The 20,150-nt window shown below is 66.5% G+C and carries 18 protein-coding genes; 6 read left to right on the top strand and 12 right to left on the bottom strand.

Going from position 1 to position 20,150, the window contains the following annotated elements; all coding sequences use genetic code 11:
* Nucleotides 1-126: 126 nt before the first annotated feature.
* Together AB0313_RS20920 and AB0313_RS20915 are read left to right on the top strand one after the other, a co-directional pair.
* The gene (locus AB0313_RS20920; protein WP_366308126.1) at nucleotides 127-1,761 is read left to right on the top strand and encodes a sensor histidine kinase; all 1,635 of its coding nucleotides are present in this window, start codon (nucleotides 127-129) and stop codon (nucleotides 1,759-1,761) included.
* Entirely contained in the window at nucleotides 1,758-2,471 is a 714-nt protein-coding gene (locus AB0313_RS20915) for a response regulator (protein WP_366308124.1), read from the top strand. Before AB0313_RS20920 ends, AB0313_RS20915 begins: the two co-directional genes overlap by 4 nt.
* A gap of 26 nt (nucleotides 2,472-2,497) precedes the next feature.
* Here the strand turns inward: AB0313_RS20915 and AB0313_RS20910 are convergent, their stop codons facing one another.
* Nucleotides 2,498-4,402 carry an AMP-binding protein gene (locus tag AB0313_RS20910; RefSeq protein WP_366308122.1) on the bottom strand — a complete coding sequence of 635 codons (1,905 nt, stop codon included), beginning with the start codon at nucleotides 4,400-4,402 and terminating at the stop codon, nucleotides 2,498-2,500.
* 172 nt (nucleotides 4,403-4,574) lie between these two features.
* Here AB0313_RS20910 and AB0313_RS20905 point away from each other — a divergent pair, with 172 nt between their 5' ends.
* The 4 genes from AB0313_RS20905 (at nucleotide 4,575) to AB0313_RS20890 (ending at nucleotide 8,905) form a co-directional block, all read left to right on the top strand.
* A complete protein-coding gene (locus AB0313_RS20905) occupies nucleotides 4,575-5,231 on the top strand; it encodes a GntR family transcriptional regulator (RefSeq protein ID WP_141940838.1) in 657 nt (218 codons plus the stop codon).
* The gene (locus AB0313_RS20900; RefSeq protein WP_366308120.1) at nucleotides 5,224-6,744 is read left to right on the top strand and encodes an MmgE/PrpD family protein; all 1,521 of its coding nucleotides are present in this window, start codon (nucleotides 5,224-5,226) and stop codon (nucleotides 6,742-6,744) included. Before AB0313_RS20905 ends, AB0313_RS20900 begins: the two co-directional genes overlap by 8 nt.
* Complete coding sequence (gene prpB / locus AB0313_RS20895) at nucleotides 6,744-7,646, top strand: methylisocitrate lyase (protein ID WP_366308118.1); 903 nt, start codon at nucleotides 6,744-6,746, stop codon at nucleotides 7,644-7,646. Before AB0313_RS20900 ends, prpB begins: the two co-directional genes overlap by 1 nt.
* Nucleotides 7,647-7,765: 119 nt before the next feature.
* Nucleotides 7,766-8,905, top strand: coding sequence for a bifunctional 2-methylcitrate synthase/citrate synthase (locus AB0313_RS20890; RefSeq protein WP_366308116.1), 1,140 nt, complete (start codon nucleotides 7,766-7,768; stop codon nucleotides 8,903-8,905).
* A gap of 113 nt (nucleotides 8,906-9,018) precedes the next feature.
* On the opposite strand, the gene AB0313_RS20885 is transcribed toward AB0313_RS20890, so the two are convergent.
* The 11 genes from AB0313_RS20885 to AB0313_RS20835 are packed head-to-tail and all read right to left on the bottom strand — an operon-like array spanning nucleotide 9,019 to nucleotide 19,687.
* A complete protein-coding gene (locus AB0313_RS20885) occupies nucleotides 9,019-9,501 on the bottom strand; it encodes an 8-oxo-dGTP diphosphatase (protein WP_366308114.1) in 483 nt (160 codons plus the stop codon).
* A gap of 10 nt (nucleotides 9,502-9,511) precedes the next feature.
* A complete protein-coding gene (gene xerD, locus AB0313_RS20880; protein WP_174237486.1) occupies nucleotides 9,512-10,534 on the bottom strand; it encodes a site-specific tyrosine recombinase XerD in 1,023 nt (340 codons plus the stop codon).
* The gene (locus tag AB0313_RS20875; RefSeq protein ID WP_366308112.1) at nucleotides 10,534-11,193 is read right to left on the bottom strand and encodes an NUDIX hydrolase; all 660 of its coding nucleotides are present in this window, start codon (nucleotides 11,191-11,193) and stop codon (nucleotides 10,534-10,536) included. The genes xerD and AB0313_RS20875 overlap by 1 nt, the downstream gene beginning before the upstream one ends.
* Before the next feature lie 27 nt (nucleotides 11,194-11,220).
* Nucleotides 11,221-12,996, bottom strand: a complete 1,776-nt coding sequence (locus tag AB0313_RS20870; protein ID WP_366308130.1) for a CTP synthase — start codon at nucleotides 12,994-12,996, stop codon at nucleotides 11,221-11,223.
* A gap of 28 nt (nucleotides 12,997-13,024) precedes the next feature.
* On the bottom strand, nucleotides 13,025-14,764 hold the full coding sequence (gene recN, locus AB0313_RS20865; protein ID WP_366308110.1) for a DNA repair protein RecN: 1,740 nt from the start codon (nucleotides 14,762-14,764) through the stop codon (nucleotides 13,025-13,027).
* 4 nt (nucleotides 14,765-14,768) lie between these two features.
* The gene (locus tag AB0313_RS20860; RefSeq protein WP_141940831.1) at nucleotides 14,769-15,794 is read right to left on the bottom strand and encodes an NAD kinase; all 1,026 of its coding nucleotides are present in this window, start codon (nucleotides 15,792-15,794) and stop codon (nucleotides 14,769-14,771) included.
* 13 nt (nucleotides 15,795-15,807) lie between these two features.
* Entirely contained in the window at nucleotides 15,808-16,623 is an 816-nt protein-coding gene (locus AB0313_RS20855; RefSeq protein ID WP_366308107.1) for a TlyA family RNA methyltransferase, read from the bottom strand.
* A complete protein-coding gene (locus AB0313_RS20850) occupies nucleotides 16,623-16,886 on the bottom strand; it encodes a hypothetical protein (RefSeq protein ID WP_141940829.1) in 264 nt (87 codons plus the stop codon). Before AB0313_RS20850 ends, AB0313_RS20855 begins: the two co-directional genes overlap by 1 nt.
* A 9-nt stretch (nucleotides 16,887-16,895) precedes the next feature.
* On the bottom strand, nucleotides 16,896-17,885 hold the full coding sequence (locus AB0313_RS20845; protein WP_141940828.1) for an HAD-IIA family hydrolase: 990 nt from the start codon (nucleotides 17,883-17,885) through the stop codon (nucleotides 16,896-16,898).
* Nucleotides 17,886-17,891: 6 nt separating this feature from the next.
* The gene (locus tag AB0313_RS20840) at nucleotides 17,892-18,752 is read right to left on the bottom strand and encodes a hypothetical protein (RefSeq protein ID WP_366308128.1); all 861 of its coding nucleotides are present in this window, start codon (nucleotides 18,750-18,752) and stop codon (nucleotides 17,892-17,894) included.
* Nucleotides 18,752-19,687 carry a hypothetical protein gene (locus AB0313_RS20835; protein ID WP_366308104.1) on the bottom strand — a complete coding sequence of 312 codons (936 nt, stop codon included), beginning with the start codon at nucleotides 19,685-19,687 and terminating at the stop codon, nucleotides 18,752-18,754. The genes AB0313_RS20840 and AB0313_RS20835 overlap by 1 nt, the downstream gene beginning before the upstream one ends.
* Nucleotides 19,688-20,150: the final 463 nt, after the last annotated feature.

The raw sequence follows: 20,150 nt of genomic DNA, 5'->3' as shown, positions 1-20,150 counted from the left end.
CTGCGGCGCAGTCTCTGGGCTCAACACGTCCGTACAATGTGATATCCATCATTGAGCACCCCGTGATCCAGCTCACCGTTGCGTTCATATTGGTCGCGGCGCCCACGGGGCCAGATGGAGGTACGCATGATCCACCGCTGGAGTATCGCGCGCCGGCTCTTCGTGGCGAACCTGCTGATCGTGGTGTCCTTTATCGCCATTGTGGGGACCGCCGCCTACGTCGATGCCCGGGACCGGACGTATGACGAAGCAGGCTGGCGGATGGGAGGCGTGGCGGCCGCCATCGCCGCCAATCCCCTGGTGCTCCAGGCTGCTGCCACGCCAAACCCGTCCGCCATCCTGCAGCCCTATGCCAAGGACGTCATGGCGGCGGCGGACGTTGACTTCATCACCATCATGGCCCCGGACCGGACCCGGTGGACGCATCCCCGGGACGAGGAGCTGGGCCGGCCTTACATCGGTTCCATCGACGCCGCGCTCCAGGGCCACGCATTCACTGAAGTGACCGCAGGCACGCTGGGGCCGTCCGTACGGACCATCGTCCCGGTCAAGGACGGGACGGGGGCGGTCAAGGCGCTGGTGGCCGTCGGCGTTACCGTCCGCAACGTCGACGTCGCCTTCGCCGGGCGCCTGCCCGTCCTGCTCGCCGTCGGCGTGGCCCTGCTGCTGGGCGGTTCCCTGGCATCATGGCTGTTGGGAAGGTACCTTCGTCGGGTGACGCGCGGCTGGGGGCCGGAACAATTGGCGCAGCTGTTCGCGTATTACGAGTCCGTGCTGCATTCGGTCCGCGAAGGGCTGATCCTGATCGATACCCGGAAGAGGGTGGTGATGTACAACGACCAGGCAGCTGAGCTGCTGGGCCTGCCGGAAACCGGCAGTAATGATCCCACCCGGCCACCTTCACTGGCAGACCTTCCTTTGGACCCCCAACTGCGCAGCCTGTTCGAGTCCGGACGCGCCACCAAGGATGAGATCGTCCTGGCCGGTTCACGGGTGCTGGTGGTCAACCAGCGACCGGCTCATGGTCCCGACTCCCCCGGCGCCCGCGGAAAGGTTCCCGTCTACGGCACCGTGGCCACCCTCCGGGACCGGACGGAAATCGAGGCACTGGGCAACGAGCTGCAGACCATGCGCACCCTTTCCGACGCGCTGCGGGCCCAAACGCACGAACACGCCAACAGACTGCACACCATGGTTTCGCTCCTTGAGCTTGGCCGCACGGGGGAAGCCCTGGACTTTGCCACGCAGGACCTGGCCCTGAGCCAGCGGCTGACTGATGACATGGTGAGCTCGATCGATGAGCCGGTGGTGGGTGCCCTGGTCATGGGGAAGGTGGCCGAGGCCCACGAGCGCGGCGTCCAGCTGGATGTGTCCACCCTTGGCTCCGGCGCACCTGCCGGGGTGGCGGTCCAGGACCTGGTGACTATCCTGGGCAACCTGCTGGACAACGCCATCGACGCCGCCGCAGATGCACCCCCGCCGCGGCGCGTGGTCCTGACGCTGGAGGCGGACGAAGAAGGACTGGACATCGCCGTCAATGACTCCGGCGCGCCCATCGACCCCGCGGATGCAGAGAAAATCTTCCGTCACGGATTCAGCACGAAGCCGGCAGGGACGGGCGGCCGGGGCATCGGCCTGGCGCTGGTGCGGCAGGCCGTGCAGCGTTTGGGCGGTACGCTGGCCATCAACGGCCGTCGTGGCGCCAAGTTCCAGGTGTTCCTGCCCGCAGCGGTGTCCGCGGAGAAGGAGCACAGACAGTGAGCAACATCCGGGTCCTCGTCGTCGAAGACGAGGCGGTCGCTTCGGCAGCACACGCCGCGTACGTGGGGCGGCTGGAAGGATTCGAACTCGCCGGGACTGCTCCGGACGGCCAGTCCGCCCTGCGGCTGCTGAACGAATTCGTGGCTGCCGGCGAGCCGGTGGAACTGGTCCTGCTGGACATGAACCTGCCCGACCTGCACGGCCTGGACATTGCCAGGCGCATGCGTTCAGCCGGGATCCTGGCGGACATCATCGCCATCACTGCCGTGCGTGAGCTGGCGATTGTCCGCAGCGCCGTGGCCATCGGCGTCGTGCAGTACCTGATCAAGCCGTTCACGTTCGCCACATTCTCGGACAAGCTGGAAAACTACCGCCAGTTCCGCCAGCAGCTTGCCGGTTCCAGCGCCGGTCCGGGGAGGGGCGGCGCGTCCCAAAGCGAGGTGGACCGGGCTTTTGCCAGCCTGCGGGCGCCATCCGAACTTCCGCTTCCCAAGGGCCTCTCCACCTCGACCCTTGGCTCCGTCCAGGAGTTCCTCCGCCGCCAGCCTGAAGCTGTGTCGGCCACCGAAGTGATGGATGCCCTGGGTATGTCCCGCGTGACGGCGCGCCGCTACCTTGAATATCTTGCCGACGCCGGCACGGTTTCCAGGACTGCCCGCTACGGAACCCCCGGCAGGCCGGAGAACGAATACCGCTGGAACGCTCCCTGAGAATCCCACGGGCACGTCCGTCTGGTTCAGCCTGCGTCCGCCGGTCCTGGCCGCAGGGCCCCGAGCAGCTGTTCGATAACTCCTGGATCTTCAATCGTGGAGGGCACCGCGTACTCCTCACCGTCCGCTATCTGGCGCATCGTCTTGCGGAGGATTTTTCCGGAGCGCGTCTTGGGCAGGGCGTCCACTACCGTCACGTGCTTGAAGTCGGCGACTGCCCCGATGTCCCGCCGGACCAGCGCCACCAGGTCCTTGGCCAGCACGTCTTCGGGGATGTCCACGCCGGACTTGAGCACCACGTAGCCGCTGGGACGCTGGCCCTTGAGGGGGTCCGCCAGGCCGATCACCGCACATTCGGCAACGGCTGGATGCTGCCCTATCACCTGTTCCATGGCGCCGGTGGAAAGCCGGTGGCCCGCAACGTTGATGATGTCGTCGGTCCGGCCCATGACGAACAGGTAACCATCCGCATCGCGGTACCCGGAATCCCCCGTGGCGTAGCAGTCCTCAAAGGCCTGAAGGTAGGAGGACATGTATCTCTCGTCGTTTCCCCACAACGTGGTAAGCGTGCCCGGCGGCAGCGGCAGCCCCAGCACGATATTGCCCTCGGCTCCGGACTCCACCTCCGTCCCGGCACCGTCAAGGATCCGCAGCCGGAACCCGGGCATCGGCACCGTCGGTGAGCCGGCCTTGATGGGCAGCTTCTCCAGCCCCCGCGGGTTCGCACAGATCGCCCAGCCGGTTTCTGTCTGCCACCAGTGGTCCACCACCGGGACACCGAGGATGCGGGAGGCCCAGTGGAAGGTGTCCGTGTCCAGCCGCTCGCCCGCCGTGAACAGGGTGCGCAGGCTGGAGACATCGTAGTGCCTCAGCAGCTCCGCTTCCGGGTCAGCCTTACGGATGGCCCGCAGCGCCGTCGGCGCCGTGAACAGCACGTTGACCCGGTGGTCCTGGATCACGCGCCCAAAAGCGCCGGCGTCGGGAGTGCCCACAGGCTTTCCTTCATACATCACGGTGGTGGCGCCCGCCAGCAGTGGACCGTAGACGATGTAAGAGTGCCCGACCACCCAGCCGACGTCCGAAGCTGTCCACATCACGTCTCCGGGACCGACGTCGTAGATATTCTCCAGCGTCCAGCGCAGGGCGACCGCGTGGCCGCCGTTGTCCCGCACCACACCCTTGGGCGTGCCCGTGGTTCCAGAGGTGTAAAGGATATAGAGGGGGTCGGTTGCCTGCACGTCAACCGGGGTGGCGGGCACGGACGTCGCCATGGACTTGTCCCAATCAAGCCAGCCCGCATGGTCCGCCGTTGTTGCGGTGAAGCCCTCACGGGCCTTGACCAGAACAGGAATGTCCGGTGAATCCGCCAGCCGGAGTGCTTCGGCAACAGCCGGCAGGTACTCGATGCGGCGCAACGGTTCGATACCGCCCGAGGCGGTGACCACCATGGCCGGTTCCGCATCCCTGATCCTGGCCGCCAGCTCCTTCGGCGCAAAGCCGCCGAAAACCACAGAATGCACAGCCCCGAGCCTGGCGGTGGCCAGCATGGCAATGGCGGCTTCCGGAATCATCGGCATGTAGATCACCACCCGGTCCCCCTTGCCCACGCCGTTGGCCCGCAGCACGCCGGCAAAGCGCGCAACGAGGTCCTTAAGTTCGGCGTAGGTATAGCGCAGCTGCGTTCCCAGCATGGCGGAGTCGTAAATCAGCGCGTCCTGCCCGCCGCGCCCCTCTGCGACGTGCCGGTCGAGTGCGTTGTAGGAGGTGTTCAGGATGCCGTCAGGAAACCAGCGGTACAAAGGCGCCCGGCTGGAGTCCAGCGCCGAGTGGGGCGGAGAAGTCCAGGAAATCTTTTGCGCTGCCTCCAGCCAGAAATCCTCGGGCTGTTCAACGCTGCGCCGGTAGCTGTCCATGTAGCTGTTGGTGACCATGAGGTAATCCCCTCCCCGACATTGTGATGCAGCTCATGGTAGTGGGAACCCAGCAGGCCTACAAGGGTTTTGTATACAGAAAACTCGACTATCGGCGAAAAATGAGGTGAACGCTGTCATTCTCACCCTCCTGTGTATACACTGATCGAGTTACCGAGGAAGGAGGCCGCCGATGCGTGCCAGCGACAAGGCCTATGCCGCCCTGCGCGACGACATCGTCGAATGGCGCCTGGCGCCCGGAACGGTTCTTGCGGAGGTGGAACAGTCCGAACGCCTGGGCGTCTCGCGCACCCCGCTGCGGGAAGCCTTGGGCCGCCTCACGGCGGAAGGGCTGACCATGGCGGGCGGCCGCGGCGTGGTGGTCACCGACATCTCCCTCGAGGACATCGACGAACTCTTCGAACTCCGCGAAACCCTCGAGGGCAAGGCCGCAGCGCTGGCCGCCCGGCGCGGTGATGCCGCAATATTCGAACGCCTGCGGCAGGAACTCCTGCGGGCTCCGGAGCTCATAAGCGGCGACGAACCTGCCCTCCATGACTACTACGAACTCGTCGGGCGGCTGGACACCGCCATTGATGCAGCCATCTCTAATTCCTACCTGGCCCAGGCCATGCGCAGCCTGCGTGTCCACCTGGTCCGGATCCGGCGGCTGGCAGCTGACGACGCGCGCCGCCTCACCGCCGCAGCCGCCGAACATGCCGCCATCGCCGAGGCGATCGCGGCCGGCAACCCGAAGCTCGCCGAGGCTGCCACTATCGTCCACTTGCACCGAAGCCTCTCCCACGTCAAAGCAACCCACGCGACCCATCCAAAGGAGCATCATGGTTAAGGAACACCACGTCCGCGTCTACAAGAGCGAAGAAAACCTGCCCCGCGAGGACCAGCTCGCCTACAAGATTGCCCAGGTGGCGGCTGACCCCGTCGCGGTCTCCGACGAGGTGACCGACATGGTGATCAACAGGATCATCGACAACGCCTCGGTGGCCATCGCGTCCCTGAACCGGGCCCCCATCGTCGCCGCCCGCGCCCAGGCACTGACCCACGGCCCCACCACCGGAGGCAAGGGCTCCAAGGTTTTCGGCATCGAGGAGCGGGTGGCGCCGGAATGGGCTGCCTGGGCCAACGGCGTGGCCGTCCGCGAACTGGACTACCATGACACGTTCCTCGCCGCCGATTACTCCCACCCGGGCGACAACATCCCGCCGATCCTGGCCGTCGCCCAGCACGTCGGATCCAGCGGCCACGACCTGGTCCGCGGCATCGCCACCGGCTACGAGATCCAGGTCAACCTGGTCAAGGCCATCTGCCTGCACAAGCACAAGATCGACCATGTGGCCCATCTGGGTCCCTCGGCCGCGGCCGGCATTGGCACCCTGCTGGGACTGGACGTCGAAACCATCTTCCAGTCCATCGGGCAGGCGCTGCACACCACCACCGCAACCCGCCAGTCCCGCAAGGGTGAGATCTCCACCTGGAAAGCCCACGCTCCGGCGTTCGCCGGCAAAATGGCCATCGAGTCTGCAGACCGGGCCATGCGCGGCCAGACCTCGCCGGTGCCGATCTACGAAGGCGAAGACGGCGTCATCGCCTGGATGCTGGACGGCCCTGACGCTTCCTACATGGTCCCGCTCCCCACCCCCGGCGAAGCCAAACGCGCCATCCTGGACACCTACACCAAGGAACACTCGGCCGAGTACCAGGCCCAGGCCTGGATCGACCTCGCCCGCAAGCTGCACCGCGAGCACCCCGAGGTTACCGATCCCGCCAACGTCCAGTCCGTGCTGTTCAAAACCAGCCACCACACCCACTACGTGATCGGCTCCGGCGCCAACGACCCCCAGAAATACAGCCCCACCGCGAGCCGGGAAACCCTGGACCACTCCATCCCCTACATCTTCACCGTCGCCCTGCAGGACGGGGCCTGGCACCACGTGGACTCCTACGCGCCTGAACGCGCTGGGCGCCCGGATACCGTGGAACTGTGGCATAAGGTCACCACAGTGGAAGACCCCGAATGGACCCGCCGCTACCACTCCCTGGACATCGCCGAGAAGGCCTTCGGCGGCTCTGTGGAGATCACGCTCAAGGACGGCTCCGTCATCACCGACCAGATCGCCGTGGCCGATGCGCACCCGCTGGGCGCCCGGCCGTTCGCGCGGGAACAGTACGTCAACAAGTTCCGCACCCTCGCCGCCGGCCTCGTGGAGGAGGCCGAGATCGAACGGTTCCTTGCCGCCGTCGAACGCCTCCCCCAACTCGCCGCGGGCGAACTGGACCAGCTGAACATCACCGCTGCCCCCGGCGTCATCGACCTGGCGGCGGCACCGAAGGGACTCTTCTGATGCTGTACTCGAAGACCACACCGGAGCAGAAGCGGATCCGCTTCCGGGAGCTGCTCTCCTCCGGCACCATCCAGCAGTTCCCCGGCGCGTTCAACCCGCTTTCGGCCCGCCTGATCGAGGAGAAGGGCTTCGCCGGCGTCTACATTTCCGGCGCCGTGCTGGCCAACGACCTGGGCCTGCCGGACATCGGGCTGACAACGCTCACCGAGGTGGCTACCCGGGCCGGACAGATTGCCCGCATGACGGACCTGCCCTCGATCGTGGACGCCGACACCGGGTTCGGTGAACCCATGAACGTGGCCCGCACAGTGCAGGAACTCGAGAACGCGGGCCTGGCGGGCTGCCACATCGAGGACCAGTTCAACCCCAAGCGCTGCGGCCACCTGGACGGCAAGAACGTGGTGGACCTGGACACCGCCACCAAGCGAATCCGTGCCGCCGCCGACGCGCGGCGCGATCCAAACTTCCTGATCATGGCCCGGACGGACATCCGCGCCACCGACGGGCTGGAAGCGGCCCAGCAGCGGGCTCAGGCCCTGGTCGAGGCCGGCGCCGACGCGATCTTCCCCGAAGCCATGAAGGACCTCAGCGAGTTCCAGGCCATACGCGACGCCGTGGACGTGCCGATCCTGGCCAACATGACCGAGTTCGGCAAGAGCGACCTGTTCACCGTGGACCAGCTGGCCGGGGTGGGCGTCAACATGATCATTTATCCGGTCACGCTGCTCCGTAGTGCCATGGGCGCTGCTGAGCGTACTCTGGAATCGATCAAATCCGACGGCACCCAGGAGGCACAGGTTGCGAGCATGCTGACCCGTGCCCGGCTCTACGACCTCGTTGACTATGAGGCCTACAACCACTTTGACACCGGGGTTTTCAACTTCCGGATCCCCGGAACCTGACATCCCGCCCTGGCAGCCCACCGGAATGCCGGTAGCAGCCGGGCAATGGTTTCAGGAAGACAAGCTTCAGGAACACTGGCTTTTAGGAACACTGGCTTCAGGAACAAAGGAGTTTCAGCATGGCTGAAAATGAGATCAAAAAGGGCCTTGCCGGCGTCGTGGTGGACTACACCGCGGTCTCGAAGGTCAACCCGGACACGAACTCTTTGCTGTACCGGGGATACCCCGTCCAGGAACTGGCCGCCCGGTGCAGCTTCGAGGAAGTGGCCTACCTGCTGTGGAATGGTGAACTGCCCACGCAGGAGCAGCTGGCGGAGTTCACTGCCAAGGAGCGGGCCGGCCGCACCCTCGATCCGGTGGTCAAACAGGTGATCGACGCGTTGCCCACCACCTCGCACCCGATGGATGTCTGCCGGACCGCGGCCTCCGTTATGGGCGCCCGGCACCCGCTGGCCGAGGATTCCTCCCGGGAGTCGAATATGGCCAAGGCCCTGGACCTGTTCGCCGCCATGCCGGCGGTGGTGGCCTATGACCAGCGCCGCCGCCACGGCCAGGACGTCGTGGAACCGCGTGACGACCTGGGGTACTCGGCGAACTTCCTGTGGATGGCCTTCGGTGAGGAGCAGGTTCCGGAGGTGGTGGAGGCGTTCAACGTCTCGATGATCCTGTACGCCGAGCACTCCTTCAACGCCTCCACCTTTACGGCCCGGGTGATCACGTCCACGCTGTCCGACCTGCACTCAGCCGTGACCGGAGCCATCGGAGCTTTGAAGGGCCCGCTCCACGGCGGTGCCAACGAGGCCGTCATGCACACCTTCGACGAAATCGGCATCCGGCAGGAGGAGTCCCTCGAGGAGGCTGCGGCCCGGGCGAAGGACTGGATGGAAAACGCCCTGGCGCAGAAGAAGAAGGTCATGGGATTCGGCCACCGCGTCTACAAGCACGGCGATTCGCGTGTTCCCACCATGAAGGCGGCTCTGGACAAGATGATCGCCCACTACGGCCGTCCCGAGCTGCTGGGGCTGTACAACGGCCTGGAACAGGCGATGGACGAGGCCAAGGCAATCAAGCCAAACCTGGACTACCCGGCCGGCCCCACCTACCACCTGATGGGCTTCGACACCCCCACTTTCACTCCATTGTTCGTGGCCAGCCGGATCACCGGCTGGACCGCGCACATCATGGAGCAGCTGGACGCCAACTCCCTGATCAGGCCGCTGAGCGAATACAACGGCCATGAGGAGCGGCACCTTCCGTAGCCTCCTCTGGGCAAGAGCGTTCGACGGCGGGCCGGCACTTGGGTGCCGCCCCGCCGTCGGCGTTTCACCTGCTTCGCCGTTTGCGGCTTTGTCAGGGAAGCCAGGTCAGGACGCTAGTCCAGGAGGCTTTCGGATGAGGCGACGGACTCGTTGTCCGTGTGCATGGTGACCACCACGTTGACGCGGCGGCCTTCCAGCACTACCGGAAGCCAGTGGTCTGCGTCCTGCCACATGCGCTCCACCGGCAGCGCCTCCACCCTGAACCACTCGGGCAGGATCTCGTCGCTGGGCAGCGGGTCGCCCTGCCAGGTGCGCGCAGTGAAGAGCGTGGTCTTCATGTCCCAGTCAGGCCGCGCCGGGAACACGAAGTGCACGGCGCCGGCGTCGGCCAGGTCCTCCGCCTGGAGAACCACTCCGGTTTCTTCCAGCACCTCCCGGATCACAGCCTGCGCTTGCGTCTCGCCCGGCTCCACATGGCCGCCGATGCCAACGATCTTGCCCCTGCCAAACCCTGTCTGTTTCAACCCGAGGAGGACCTCGGCCCCGTTCTCTCCTTCCCGGAGGAGGAAGCAGAGCGTCACCTCCGCTGCGCCCATCCCGGCCCCCCTAACCCAGGGCCCGGGGATGCGCGGCTGCATAGATCTCGCGCAGTGTGTCGGCCGTGACCAGCGTGTACACCTGGGTGGTGGTCACCGACGCGTGGCCCAGCAGTTCCTGGACCACCCGGACGTCGGCGCCGCCTTCGAGCAGATGGGTGGCAAAGGAGTGCCTCAGGGTGTGCGGCGAGACATCGCGGGTGATATTCGCCTTTTCCGCCGCCGCTTTCAGGATGGTCCAGGCGCTCTGCCGGCTGATCCTGCCACCGCGGGCATTGAGGAACAACGCGGGCGTTCCCTTGCCTTTGGCGGCGAGCAGCGGGCGGCCCCGGACCAGGTAGGCATCAATCGCGCGGGCCCCGTACGAACCCAGCGGGACCAGCCGTTCCTTCGATCCCTTGCCGAACAGCCGGACAATGGCAGGCCCGGATTCCGGCTCCGCAAGGGAGATATCGTCAACGTCCAGTCCCACAGCTTCGCTGATCCTGGCGCCCGTGGAGTACAGGAATTCAAGGAGGGCGCGGTCGCGCAGCCCCGTGGCGGTATCGGTGCCGGCGGCCTCCAGGATCCTGGTGACCTCGTCAACGCTGATGGCCTTGGGGAGCCGCTTGCCCGCCATCGGCGGGTGCACTTCGCGGGCCGGATCGGCCGGGGTGTAGCCCTCCAGGGCCCAGAACTTGTGCAGGCCCCGGACGGCCACCACGGTCCGTGCTGCCGATCGGACGCCAAGTGCGGAGCCGCCGTCGGACCCGTCCGAAAGGGCCCGGACATAGCCGGTGACGTGGTGCCGCGTGATATCCGCGGGACGCGTGCAGCCAGCGGCGGTGAGGTAGCGGGCGTACCGGGCCAGGTCGCGGCGGTAGGCCGCCAGCGTGTTTACCGCCAGTCCCCGTTCCACGCCCATGTGCTGGAGGTAGTCGGTGATTCCGCGGTCGATGGCGGCAGGGATCCCGGCAGGAGCGGCACCGGGCCCTTGCGTTTCCGGAGCCGGTTCGACAGCCGGTGCTGCCTCAGCCGAAGGACCCGGGACCATCAGCGCTGGCTGGGGTGTGCGGGCCAGGGCGCGTCGGCGGGGCGAAGGTCTTCATAGCCGCCGGCGCGGGCGGCTGCGGCGGCAAGGATCCCGACGACGGCGGACGGGTTGTGCAGGCGGCCCGCCAGGACGGAGGCCACGGCGTCGTCCAGGCTGATCCAGTGGAACTCGATTTCCGCTTCCTCATCCGTCCGTTCATGGCGCTCGTGATGCGGCACCTCGGTCAGGTCGCGGGCCAGGTAGATACGGATGGCCTCGCTGGAGGATCCGGGAGAGTTGAAGACGTCGGCCAGGACGTTCCAGGTTCCGGCGGCGAGGTCCGCTTCCTCGGCGAGTTCCCGCGCCGCCCCCACCACGAAGTCCTCGCCCTCGACGTCCAGCAGGCCCGCGGGAACCTCCCACAGGTCCATTCCCACCGGATGCCGGTACTGCTTCAGGAGCAGGATCTGGCCCTGGTCGTTCATGGGCAGGATGGCCACGGCGCCGGGGTGGTCGATGTAGTCGCGGGTCAGGGCGTCCCCGGTCTCCGAGAGCTGGAAGGTGTCACTGACGACGTCCCAGATCCGGCCCTCGTAGACCTTCTCGGAAGACAAAAGACGGCGCGGGCTTGGTGCATCCGAAACCTGTTTGGCAGGGGTGGCTTCAGGTGTACCAGGCATCGCGCCGTCCTTTATGTGTTCTCTTGGCTACTTACCCGTAACGCTACCCGATGCCGCAGGCTCGCCAGCCGCGGGCACAGCCGTGTCGGCAGCGCCCTGGTGACCCGCGTTCTGGTGGTCCAGCGCAGCCTTGACCAGGCCGGCGAACAGCGGGTGCGGGCGGGTGGGCCGCGAGCTCAGCTCGGGGTGCGCCTGCGTGGCCACATAGTACGGGTGGACGTCGGCGGGCAGCTCAACGAATTCCACCAGCTTGCCGTCCGGGGAAGTGCCGGAGAAGACCAGGCCCTTGTCCGCGATCTGCTGGCGGTACTTGTTGTTGACTTCGTAGCGGTGCCGGTGGCGTTCGCTGACGGTGGTCTTGCCGTACGTTCCGGCAATGACTGAGCCTTCATCCAGTTTGGCTTCGTAGAGACCCAGGCGCATGGTGCCGCCCAGGTCGCCGCGGCCTTCGACAAATTCCAGCTGCTCCTCCATGGTGGCAATCACGGGGTACTTGGAGTCAGGGTCAAACTCGCTGGAGGAGGCGCCTTCCAGCCCCACCACGTTGCGGGCGTATTCGATGACCATGCACTGCAGGCCAAGGCACAGGCCAAGGACGGGGAGCTTGGTTTCGCGGGCGAACTTCAGTGCGCCGAGCTTGCCTTCGAGTCCACGGATGCCGAAGCCGCCGGGCACGCAGATGGCGTCAACGCCGTCGAGCGCCTTGATGGCGCCTTCGCGGGTCTCGCACTCGTCGGACGGAACCCAGCGGATCTTGACCTTGGCGTCATTGGCGAAGCCGCCGGCGCGCAGTGCCTCGGTGACGGAGAGGTAGGCGTCCGGCAGGTCGATGTACTTGCCCACCAAGGCGATTTCGACGTGGTGCTTGGGGTTGTGGACGGCCTCGAGGAGGCGGTCCCAGCTGGTCCAGTCAACGTCCTTAAACGGCAGGTCAAGGGCACGGACGATGTAGGAATCCAGGCCCTGGCTGTGCAGGGTCTTGGGGATGTCGTAGATGCTGGGGGCATCGGCGGCGTTCACCACGGCGTCGATATCGACGTCGCACATACGCCCGATCTTTTCCCGCATGGCCTCGGGCACTTCGCGGTCCGAGCGGATCACGATGGCCTCGGGCTGGATGCCGATGGAGCGCAGTGCGGCGACAGAGTGCTGCGTGGGCTTGGTCTTCAGTTCCTGGGACGGGCCAATGTAGGGCACCAGTGAGACGTGGAGGAAGAACACGTTGGTCCGGCCGATGTCCTGGCGGACCTGGCGGGCGGATTCGAGGAAGGGCTGGGACTCGATGTCGCCAACGGTGCCGCCGATTTCGGTGATGATCACGTCCGGAGCGTTCTTGCCCTCAGCGGGCAGGCGCATGCGGCGCTTGATTTCATCGGTGATGTGCGGGATGACCTGCACGGTGTCGCCGAGGTACTCGCCGCGGCGTTCCTTGGCGATCACGGTGGAGTAGATCTGGCCAGTGGTCACGTTCGCGGAACCTTCGAGGTTCTCGTCGAGGAAGCGCTCGTAGTGCCCGATATCCAGGTCCGTCTCGGCGCCGTCGTCGGTGACGAAGACCTCACCGTGCTGGAAGGGGTTCATCGTGCCCGGATCCACGTTCAGGTAGGGATCGAGCTTCTGCATCGTGACGGACAGGCCGCGCGCCCGCAGGAGGTGACCAAGGCTGGACGCCGTCAGTCCCTTGCCGAGCGAGGACGCCACACCGCCGGTGACAAAAATGTGCTTCGTCGTCTTGGAGGAACCCGGGAACCGGGAATTTACACGGGAATTTGATCGCTGCACCACGGAGTTCGAGCCTATCATCATTTGCGTCGTCCCGTCGTTGTCCGGGTCAAGTGCGCTGCGGAAGGAGTTTGGCGTCATCCAGCAGCTCCCGGGCGTGCGCCTGCGCCGATTCCGAGTCCTCCTGGCCCGCCAGCATACGGGCGAGTTCGCGCACCCGCTCAGGCTCGTCAAGGAGCCGGACATCACTGGATGTGAAGCCGGTGGAGGTGCCGCCGTCGGCTCCCCTGACCGAGGTTTTGGTCACAGTGATGTGCTGGTCGGCGAAGGCGGCCACCTGCGGCAGGTGGGTGACCACAAGCACCTGGACGTGGCGGGCCAGCATGGCCAGCCGGCGGCCGATTTCAACGGCGGCACGGCCGCCCACGCCTGCGTCCACCTCGTCGAACACGAACGTGGGGACGGGGTCGACGGCGGCCAGCACCACTTCGATGGCCAGCATCACGCGGGACAGTTCACCGCCGGAAGCCCCCTTGCCGAGCGGCCGGGCCGGGGCGCCGGAATGCGGCTGCAGCAGGAAACTGATCTCGTCCGCGCCGTGCGGGCCGAGCTGCCCGGCGGTGTCGAGGTTGATCACCAGTGTGGCGTCGGCCATGGCCAGGGCCTTCAGCTCGGCGCTGACGCGGGCGGACAGGTCCTTGGCAGCTTTGGCGCGGATCTTGCTGATGGCGGCTGACTGCTTGGTCAGGTCCGCTTCGGCGCGGACCACCTCCGCGTCCAGGGCCTCGATGCGGGATGTATCGTCCTGCAGTTCATCGAACCTGACGCGCGCCTTCTCAGCCCACTCAAGTACTTCGTCAATGGTGGGGGCATACTTGCGGACCAGTTTGGCCAAGGCGGCGCGCCGGTCCTCGATTTCGGCGAGCCGTTCCGGGCCTTCGGAGTCCAGGCCGGCCTGGTAGCTGGCCAATTCGGTGGCGATGTCGTTGAGCAGGAAGCCCACCTCTGCCAGCCGGGCGGCCGCTGACCCCAGTTCGGCGTCGTGCTCAGCCACGTGCTCAAGGGTGCGTTTGGCGGAGTCCACCAAGGTGGTTGCGTCGCCCGCTTCACCGAAGTCCTCAGCGATGAGGGCCTGGTGCGCGGTGCTGGCGGCAATCCGCAGTTCTTCCACGTTGGCAAGCTTCACGGCCTCGGCCTTGAGCAGCTCGTCCTCCCCCGGCTGCGGATCAACATCGTCGATCTCGGCGAGGGCCGCTTCCAGGGATTCGGCTTCGCGGAGCCGGTCCCGTGCCGCGCTGCGGAGGCTGTCCAGTTCCGCCTGGCTGGCTTTCCACCGGCTGTACAGGTCCTGATAGGCCGCCAACGGCCCGGCCAGGGTCTCGCCCGCGAATTTGTCCAGGGCTTCGCGCTGGGCCGTGGCGCTCTTCAGGCGGATCTGGTCGGACTGGCCGTGAACCACCACCAGGGACTCGCCGATCTCGGCCAGGACACCCACCGGCGCTGCCCGGCCGCCCAGGAACGCCCGGCTCCGTCCGTCCGCACCCAGGCGGCGGGCAAGGATCAGCTCCGTACCGCCGTCGAACTCCTCAGCCTCCCCGCCGGCGTCCAGGGCACGGGCGACAGCGGGATGTCCCGTGTCGAGCTTAAGCACGGCCTCGGCGGTGGCGCTTTTGGCGCCGCTGCGCACGGCACCGGCGTCCGAGCGGGCGCCCAGCAAAAGCCCGACGGCGGTGACCACCATGGTCTTGCCGGCACCGGTTTCTCCGGTGACCACGCTCAGTCCCGGGCCGAGCGGCAGCGTTGCGTCGGTGATGACGCCAAGATCGCGGATTCTCAGTTCTTCAAGCATGGATTCACTTTGCGGTCGACGGATCGGGATCGCTGCCCGGGTTATCCACCTGCGGTACGGGCAGCGGCGGCATGGGCCGCGGTGTCCGCACAATGGGGATGGGGCCGGTGTGTACGGCATCGGATTTCGGCACCGGGCCGCGCCACCCGTGGATGGGCAGCTCAAACTTTCGGACCAGCCGGGCGGAGAACGGCGTTTGGTGGGTGCGTGCCAGCCGGACGGGGGTGGCGGACTTGGTCACTTCCACGCGGGCGCCGGGCGGCAGGTCCACGGAGCGGCGGCCATCGCACCACAGGACGCCCTGCGCGTCGGTGCGGCCCAGGACCTCGACGGCCAGCTTGGACCTGGGCGAGACGACCAGCGGCTTCGCGAAGAGCGCGTGAGCGCTGATGGGCACGATCACCAGAGCCTCGACCTCCGGCCACACCACCGGTCCGCCGGCGGAGAATGCATAGGCCGTGGACCCTGTGGGTGTGGCCAGCACGATGCCGTCGGAGCCGAAGGACGTCAGCGGACGCTCGTCCACCTCGGTCACCACTTCCAGCATCCGTTCCCGGTTGGCTTTCTCGATGGCTGCTTCGTTTAAAGCCCAGGTGTGCCAAATCTTCTGGCCGCGGACCCACACCTGGACATCGATGGTCATGCGCTCTTCAACCGTGTACTCACGGCTGGCAATCCACTCGACGGTTTGGGCCAGGTCGGCCCGCTCGCTTTCGGCCAGGAAACCCACGTGGCCCAGGTTGACGCCCAGCAGCGGCACGTCCACCTCGCGGACCAGTTCGGCTGCCCGCAGGATGGTTCCGTCGCCGCCGAGGACCATGACAAGTTCAACGTCGGGCAGCTGCACGTGGTCGTGGAGCACCTCAACCGGCTGGGCCAGGTGGCCAAAGAACCGCTCCATGTCGCCGAGTTCGGACTCCTGCATCACGGGGACCATGCCCGAGGCGTGCAGCAGGGCGCAGGCCTCCCAGGCGGCTTTCAACGACTCCTCGCGGCCGGTGTGGGCAAGGACCAGTACACGCCTGCTCATCAGGTTCCGCTCTCTAGTGGTTCGGCCAGATTTGTCCGAGCAACGCAGCGGCTGCTGCCTCTCGCTCTTCGATCTTAGGCAAGTCTTTGCTGATCCTGCGTTTTATCCACAGGAAGTATTCGACGTTTCCGTCCTGTCCGGGCAACGGACTGACCGCCAGGCCGCACAGGTCCAGCCCGGCGTCGAGGGCAGCCCTGGCGACTTTCTCCACCGCCATCCGCCGCTCCCGCTCCGACGTAACCACCCCGGTCCGGCCCAGGCGGTCCTTGCCGATTTCGAACTGCGGCTTGACCATCAGCACCAGGTCACCCGCGGGTTCGGTGCAGTCCGCCAGCGGCTGCACCACCAGGGTGAGGGAGATGAAGGAGAGGTCCGCGACGGTCAGGGCCGCCGGTCCGCCGATGTCAGCCGGCCCCATGTACCTGACGTTCATTCCCTCGTGGACATCCACCCGCGGATCGTCCCGGAGGTGCGGCACCAGCTGGCCGTGTCCGACGTCGACCGCCACCACGCGCGCGGCCCCTCGGCGAAGGAGGACGTCGGTAAATCCGCCAGTGGACGCACCGGCGTCGAGACACCGTTTGCCCTGTGCCGATACCCCGGGGAAGGCGTCCAGCGCGCCGGCCAGCTTGTGGGCGGCACGGCTTGCATAGGTATCCTGCTCATCGTGTTGGACGGCGAGGTCCCGGCCGTCGTCAACCTGCAGGGATGCCTTGGCGAGGACCTGGCCACCGGAGCTGACCTTGCCTTCGGCGATGAGCGAGGCTGCGTGCGTGCGTGACCTTGCCAGGCCGCGTGCCACCAGGGCCTGGTCGAGGCGGGGCGGCATCAGGCCTCCCCGCGGCCGGGGTCGGTGGCAGCACGGATGCTGTCTGTGGGATCACTGTTGAGGGTGGCCAGCAGGTCATCGTGGAGCGCGTTGTAGATGGCCTCGTGCTCCGCGGCCGGGAGCCGGGGTATGTCGAGGAGCCTTGCCACGGACCGTGCCACGTCCGGATCCGTGATGCCCTGCCCGGTCTCCCCGGTGGCTTCCTCCGGCCATTCGGGAGCGGGCTGGGCTGCCGCGTCGTCCGGTTCGGTCAGCTCAGTCATTGAACCAGTCTAGTGATCCATCCACACCAGCTTGGGCGCCTGTGCGTTTGCGGCGTCCGGGGTGGCGGCCCACCATGCCGCGCATGCTGCCCGCCATGAATCCAGGTCATCCTGGCCGCCGATGATGCCCACGGCTCCGTTGGCCACGCGTGCCGTCGCCTGGCCGCACGTGTAGGTGCCGTCGTCGTGCGTCACCTCCGGGTAGGAGCGGTGCAGGTCCGTCAGGTTGCCGATGATGTAGTTGGGCCGTTCCGCGGACCGCGCCGCAAGAATGGTCTCGCGCGTGTCGACGCCGGTAAGCACGGCAACGGTGGCGAAGCCCGCGTTGTTGCCGCCCAGGATGTCCGTGTCCAGCCGGTCCCCCACCACCAGGGGGCGCTCCGCCCCGAGACGCTTCGCCGCGGAGTGGAACAGCGGAGCCTCGGGTTTCCCCGCAACTTTGGGCTGCTGCCCGGTGGCCGCGGCGACAGCGGCAACCAGCGTGCCGTTCCCAGGGGCGATTCCACGCGCCTGGGGTATGGACATATCAGTGTTGGTGGCCACCCACAGCGCACCGGCGTTAACCACATACGTAGCCTCCGCCAGGTCCTTCCAGCCAATGGCAGGACTGAACCCTTGTACCACTGCCACGGGCTCCTCTTCCTGGCTGCCCACGGGAACCAGGCCTGCAAGTTCGATTTCACGCGCAAGTGCAGGGCTTCCGGTGATGAGGACCCTGGACCCTGGTGCCAGCAGGGAGGCAAGCAGGTCCGCCGCGGCCTGTGAGGAACTGACCACCTGGTTGTCCTCGGCCGGCGCCCCGAGTTCACGCAGGTGCGCCGCAACCTCTGCGGGCGAACGGGACGCATTGTTCGTCACGTAGCCCAGGCCGATGCCCAGCCCGGAGAGCTTCTTCAGGGATTCGACAGCTCCGGGAATGGCGTGTGGCCCTGCATAGACCACGCCGTCCAGATCGGCCAGTAGCGCATCGAACCGGGTAACAAGGGACACGTCAGTCATCCGTGTTCAGTCCCGTCCTTCGTCAGGGTGCCGGGTGTCACCGTTGTCTTCCGGGGCGGCATGGTCTGCAGCCGGGGACTCGAGTTCATCGTGCTCCACCGAGTCCTGGTCCGATTCAGCGTCGTCGGAGACGAAGTAGTCGGCCTCCTGGTCGTCGATGCTGCTGTCCGGGACAGCCTTCGCTTCCGTGGCGCGCGCGCCGCCGGCCGAAGGGGCGGCGGGCGCCTCTGCCGGGCTTTCGGCGTCGGCAGACCTGGCGGCGTCCTCCAGCGTCCTGCGACGCTTGGCCTCTTCGCGGGCTTCCTCTTCCTCGTCCCAGCCCAGGTCAATGATCTCGGGTTCCTCGTCCACACCCTGGCCCAAGGCGTTTTCCGCCACTACTGCCTGCCGGCTCCACTTCCCGGATTCTTCCTGGCGGCCCACCGCTGCAAGAGCATCGGCATAGGCACGGAAGAGGCGCGGGCTGTACGAGAACGCGCGGTTGATATCCAACTGCGGGATTTCCAATTCCGCTACAGCGGCATCCAGCTGACCAAGGTCCGTGCGTGCACCGGCCGCAACGATGGCCAGTTCCACTTTGCCGGGAGCGTCCAGGTCCTGGGCTTCCTCGGAACGGGCAACGTCAAGGGCGCGGTCGGGGCGACCCAGGCCACGCTCGCAGTCGGCCATTACGGGCAGGTGCACGTTGGAGCCACTGATCCGGCGGAAGGTGCGGAATTCGCGGAGCGCCTCGCCGTAGTGGCCCGCTGCGTAGGCAGTAAGGCCAACGGCTTCGCGGACAGCCGCGAGCCTGCCGCCACGACGGCTGGCTGCGAGTGCATGCTGGAAGGCAAGCTCAGGCTCGTCGTCAATCAGGCGGCCAGCCATTACCAGGTGGCGGGCCACCCACTCCGAACTCTTGGCCTCAAGGGTCTTGATCTGGTGCTGCGTGGCCCGGTCCAGTTCCTTGCCCGTAACGTCTTCGTCGATCTCGGGTGAGCGTTCGCGATCCGGCCGGTTGGCACTGCGAAGGTCGGCGGCATTGGGCACACGCGCCGGACGCTCTTCCTGGCGGTCGCGACCGAAGCCACGGGGACCGGAGCTGCGGCCGGATTCGCCGCGATCGAAGCTGCGGGGCGCGCGGTCCTGCCGATCACCGAACGGTTTACGGTCACGGTCACCGGCACCGTACCCACGGCGCTCACCTTCGCCCTCACGACGCGGACGATCACCGAACGGCTTCCGGTCACGGTCACCGGCACCGTACCCGCGGCGCTCACCTTCGCCCTCACGGCGCGGACGATCACCAAACGGCTTCCGATCACGATCACCGAACGGCTTCCGGTCACGATCACCGGCAGCGTACCCACGGCGCTCACCTTCGCCATCACGACGCGGACGATCACCAAACGGCTTCCGATCACGATCACCGAACGGCTTGCGGTCGCGATCACCGAACTGTCGGCGCTCACCTTCGCCCTCACGGCGCGGACGATCACCAAACGGCTTCCGGTCACGGTCACCGAACTGTCGGCGCTCACCTTCGCCCTCACGACGGGGACGATCACCAAACGGCTTCCGATCACGATCAGCGAACGGCTTCCGGTCGCGGTCACCGCCACCAAAACCGCGACGGTCGCCCTCACCATCACGACGCGGACGATCACCAAACGGCTTCCGATCACGGTCACCGAACGGCTTGCGGTCGCGATCACCGAACTGTCGGCGCTCACCTTCGCCCTCACTGCGCGGACGATCACCGTACGGTTTGCGGTCACGGTCGCCAAACTGTCGGCGCTCACCGCCGCCGGAAGCTTCGCCACGGGAGAAGTTGTTGCCATCGCGGTCAGACCGGGACCTGAAGCCGCGGGGCTCACCGCCGGAGTTGTTGTTGCCGCGGAACGCTCCGCGGTCATTGCCGCGGTTGCCACCGTTGTGCTCGGCCATATGGATTCCTCCTGTTGTGAGCCGACCACTGGCGCAACTGCAGCCGCTCGTTTCGTTTCCTACGCAACCCGAAATCAAGCGCTTCGAAGTCCGTACATCTTCATCAATTCTAGTGGAGGCACAAAATGCCACGGGACAGAGCGGGCCCTGGCCACGGTATCGTGGCCATCTTCACAGCTCCAGGGACGCCCCATCACGTTCTGCCGTCTTTCTCGCGACGCCCCATCACGTTCTGCCGCTTCTCGCCGGACGCCCCATCATCTCCCGCCGCTTCCCGCCGGACGCCCGATCACGTTCCGCCGCTTCTTATCGGATGCCCCATCACTTCCTTTGGCGTTG

Source organism: Pseudarthrobacter sp. NPDC080039, assembly GCF_040702335.1.
In the GTDB taxonomy this organism is placed as follows: domain Bacteria; phylum Actinomycetota; class Actinomycetes; order Actinomycetales; family Micrococcaceae; genus Arthrobacter; species Arthrobacter enclensis_A.
Note: the sequence above shows the minus strand (reverse complement) of the source record. Positions and strands in the feature narration are given on the sequence as shown.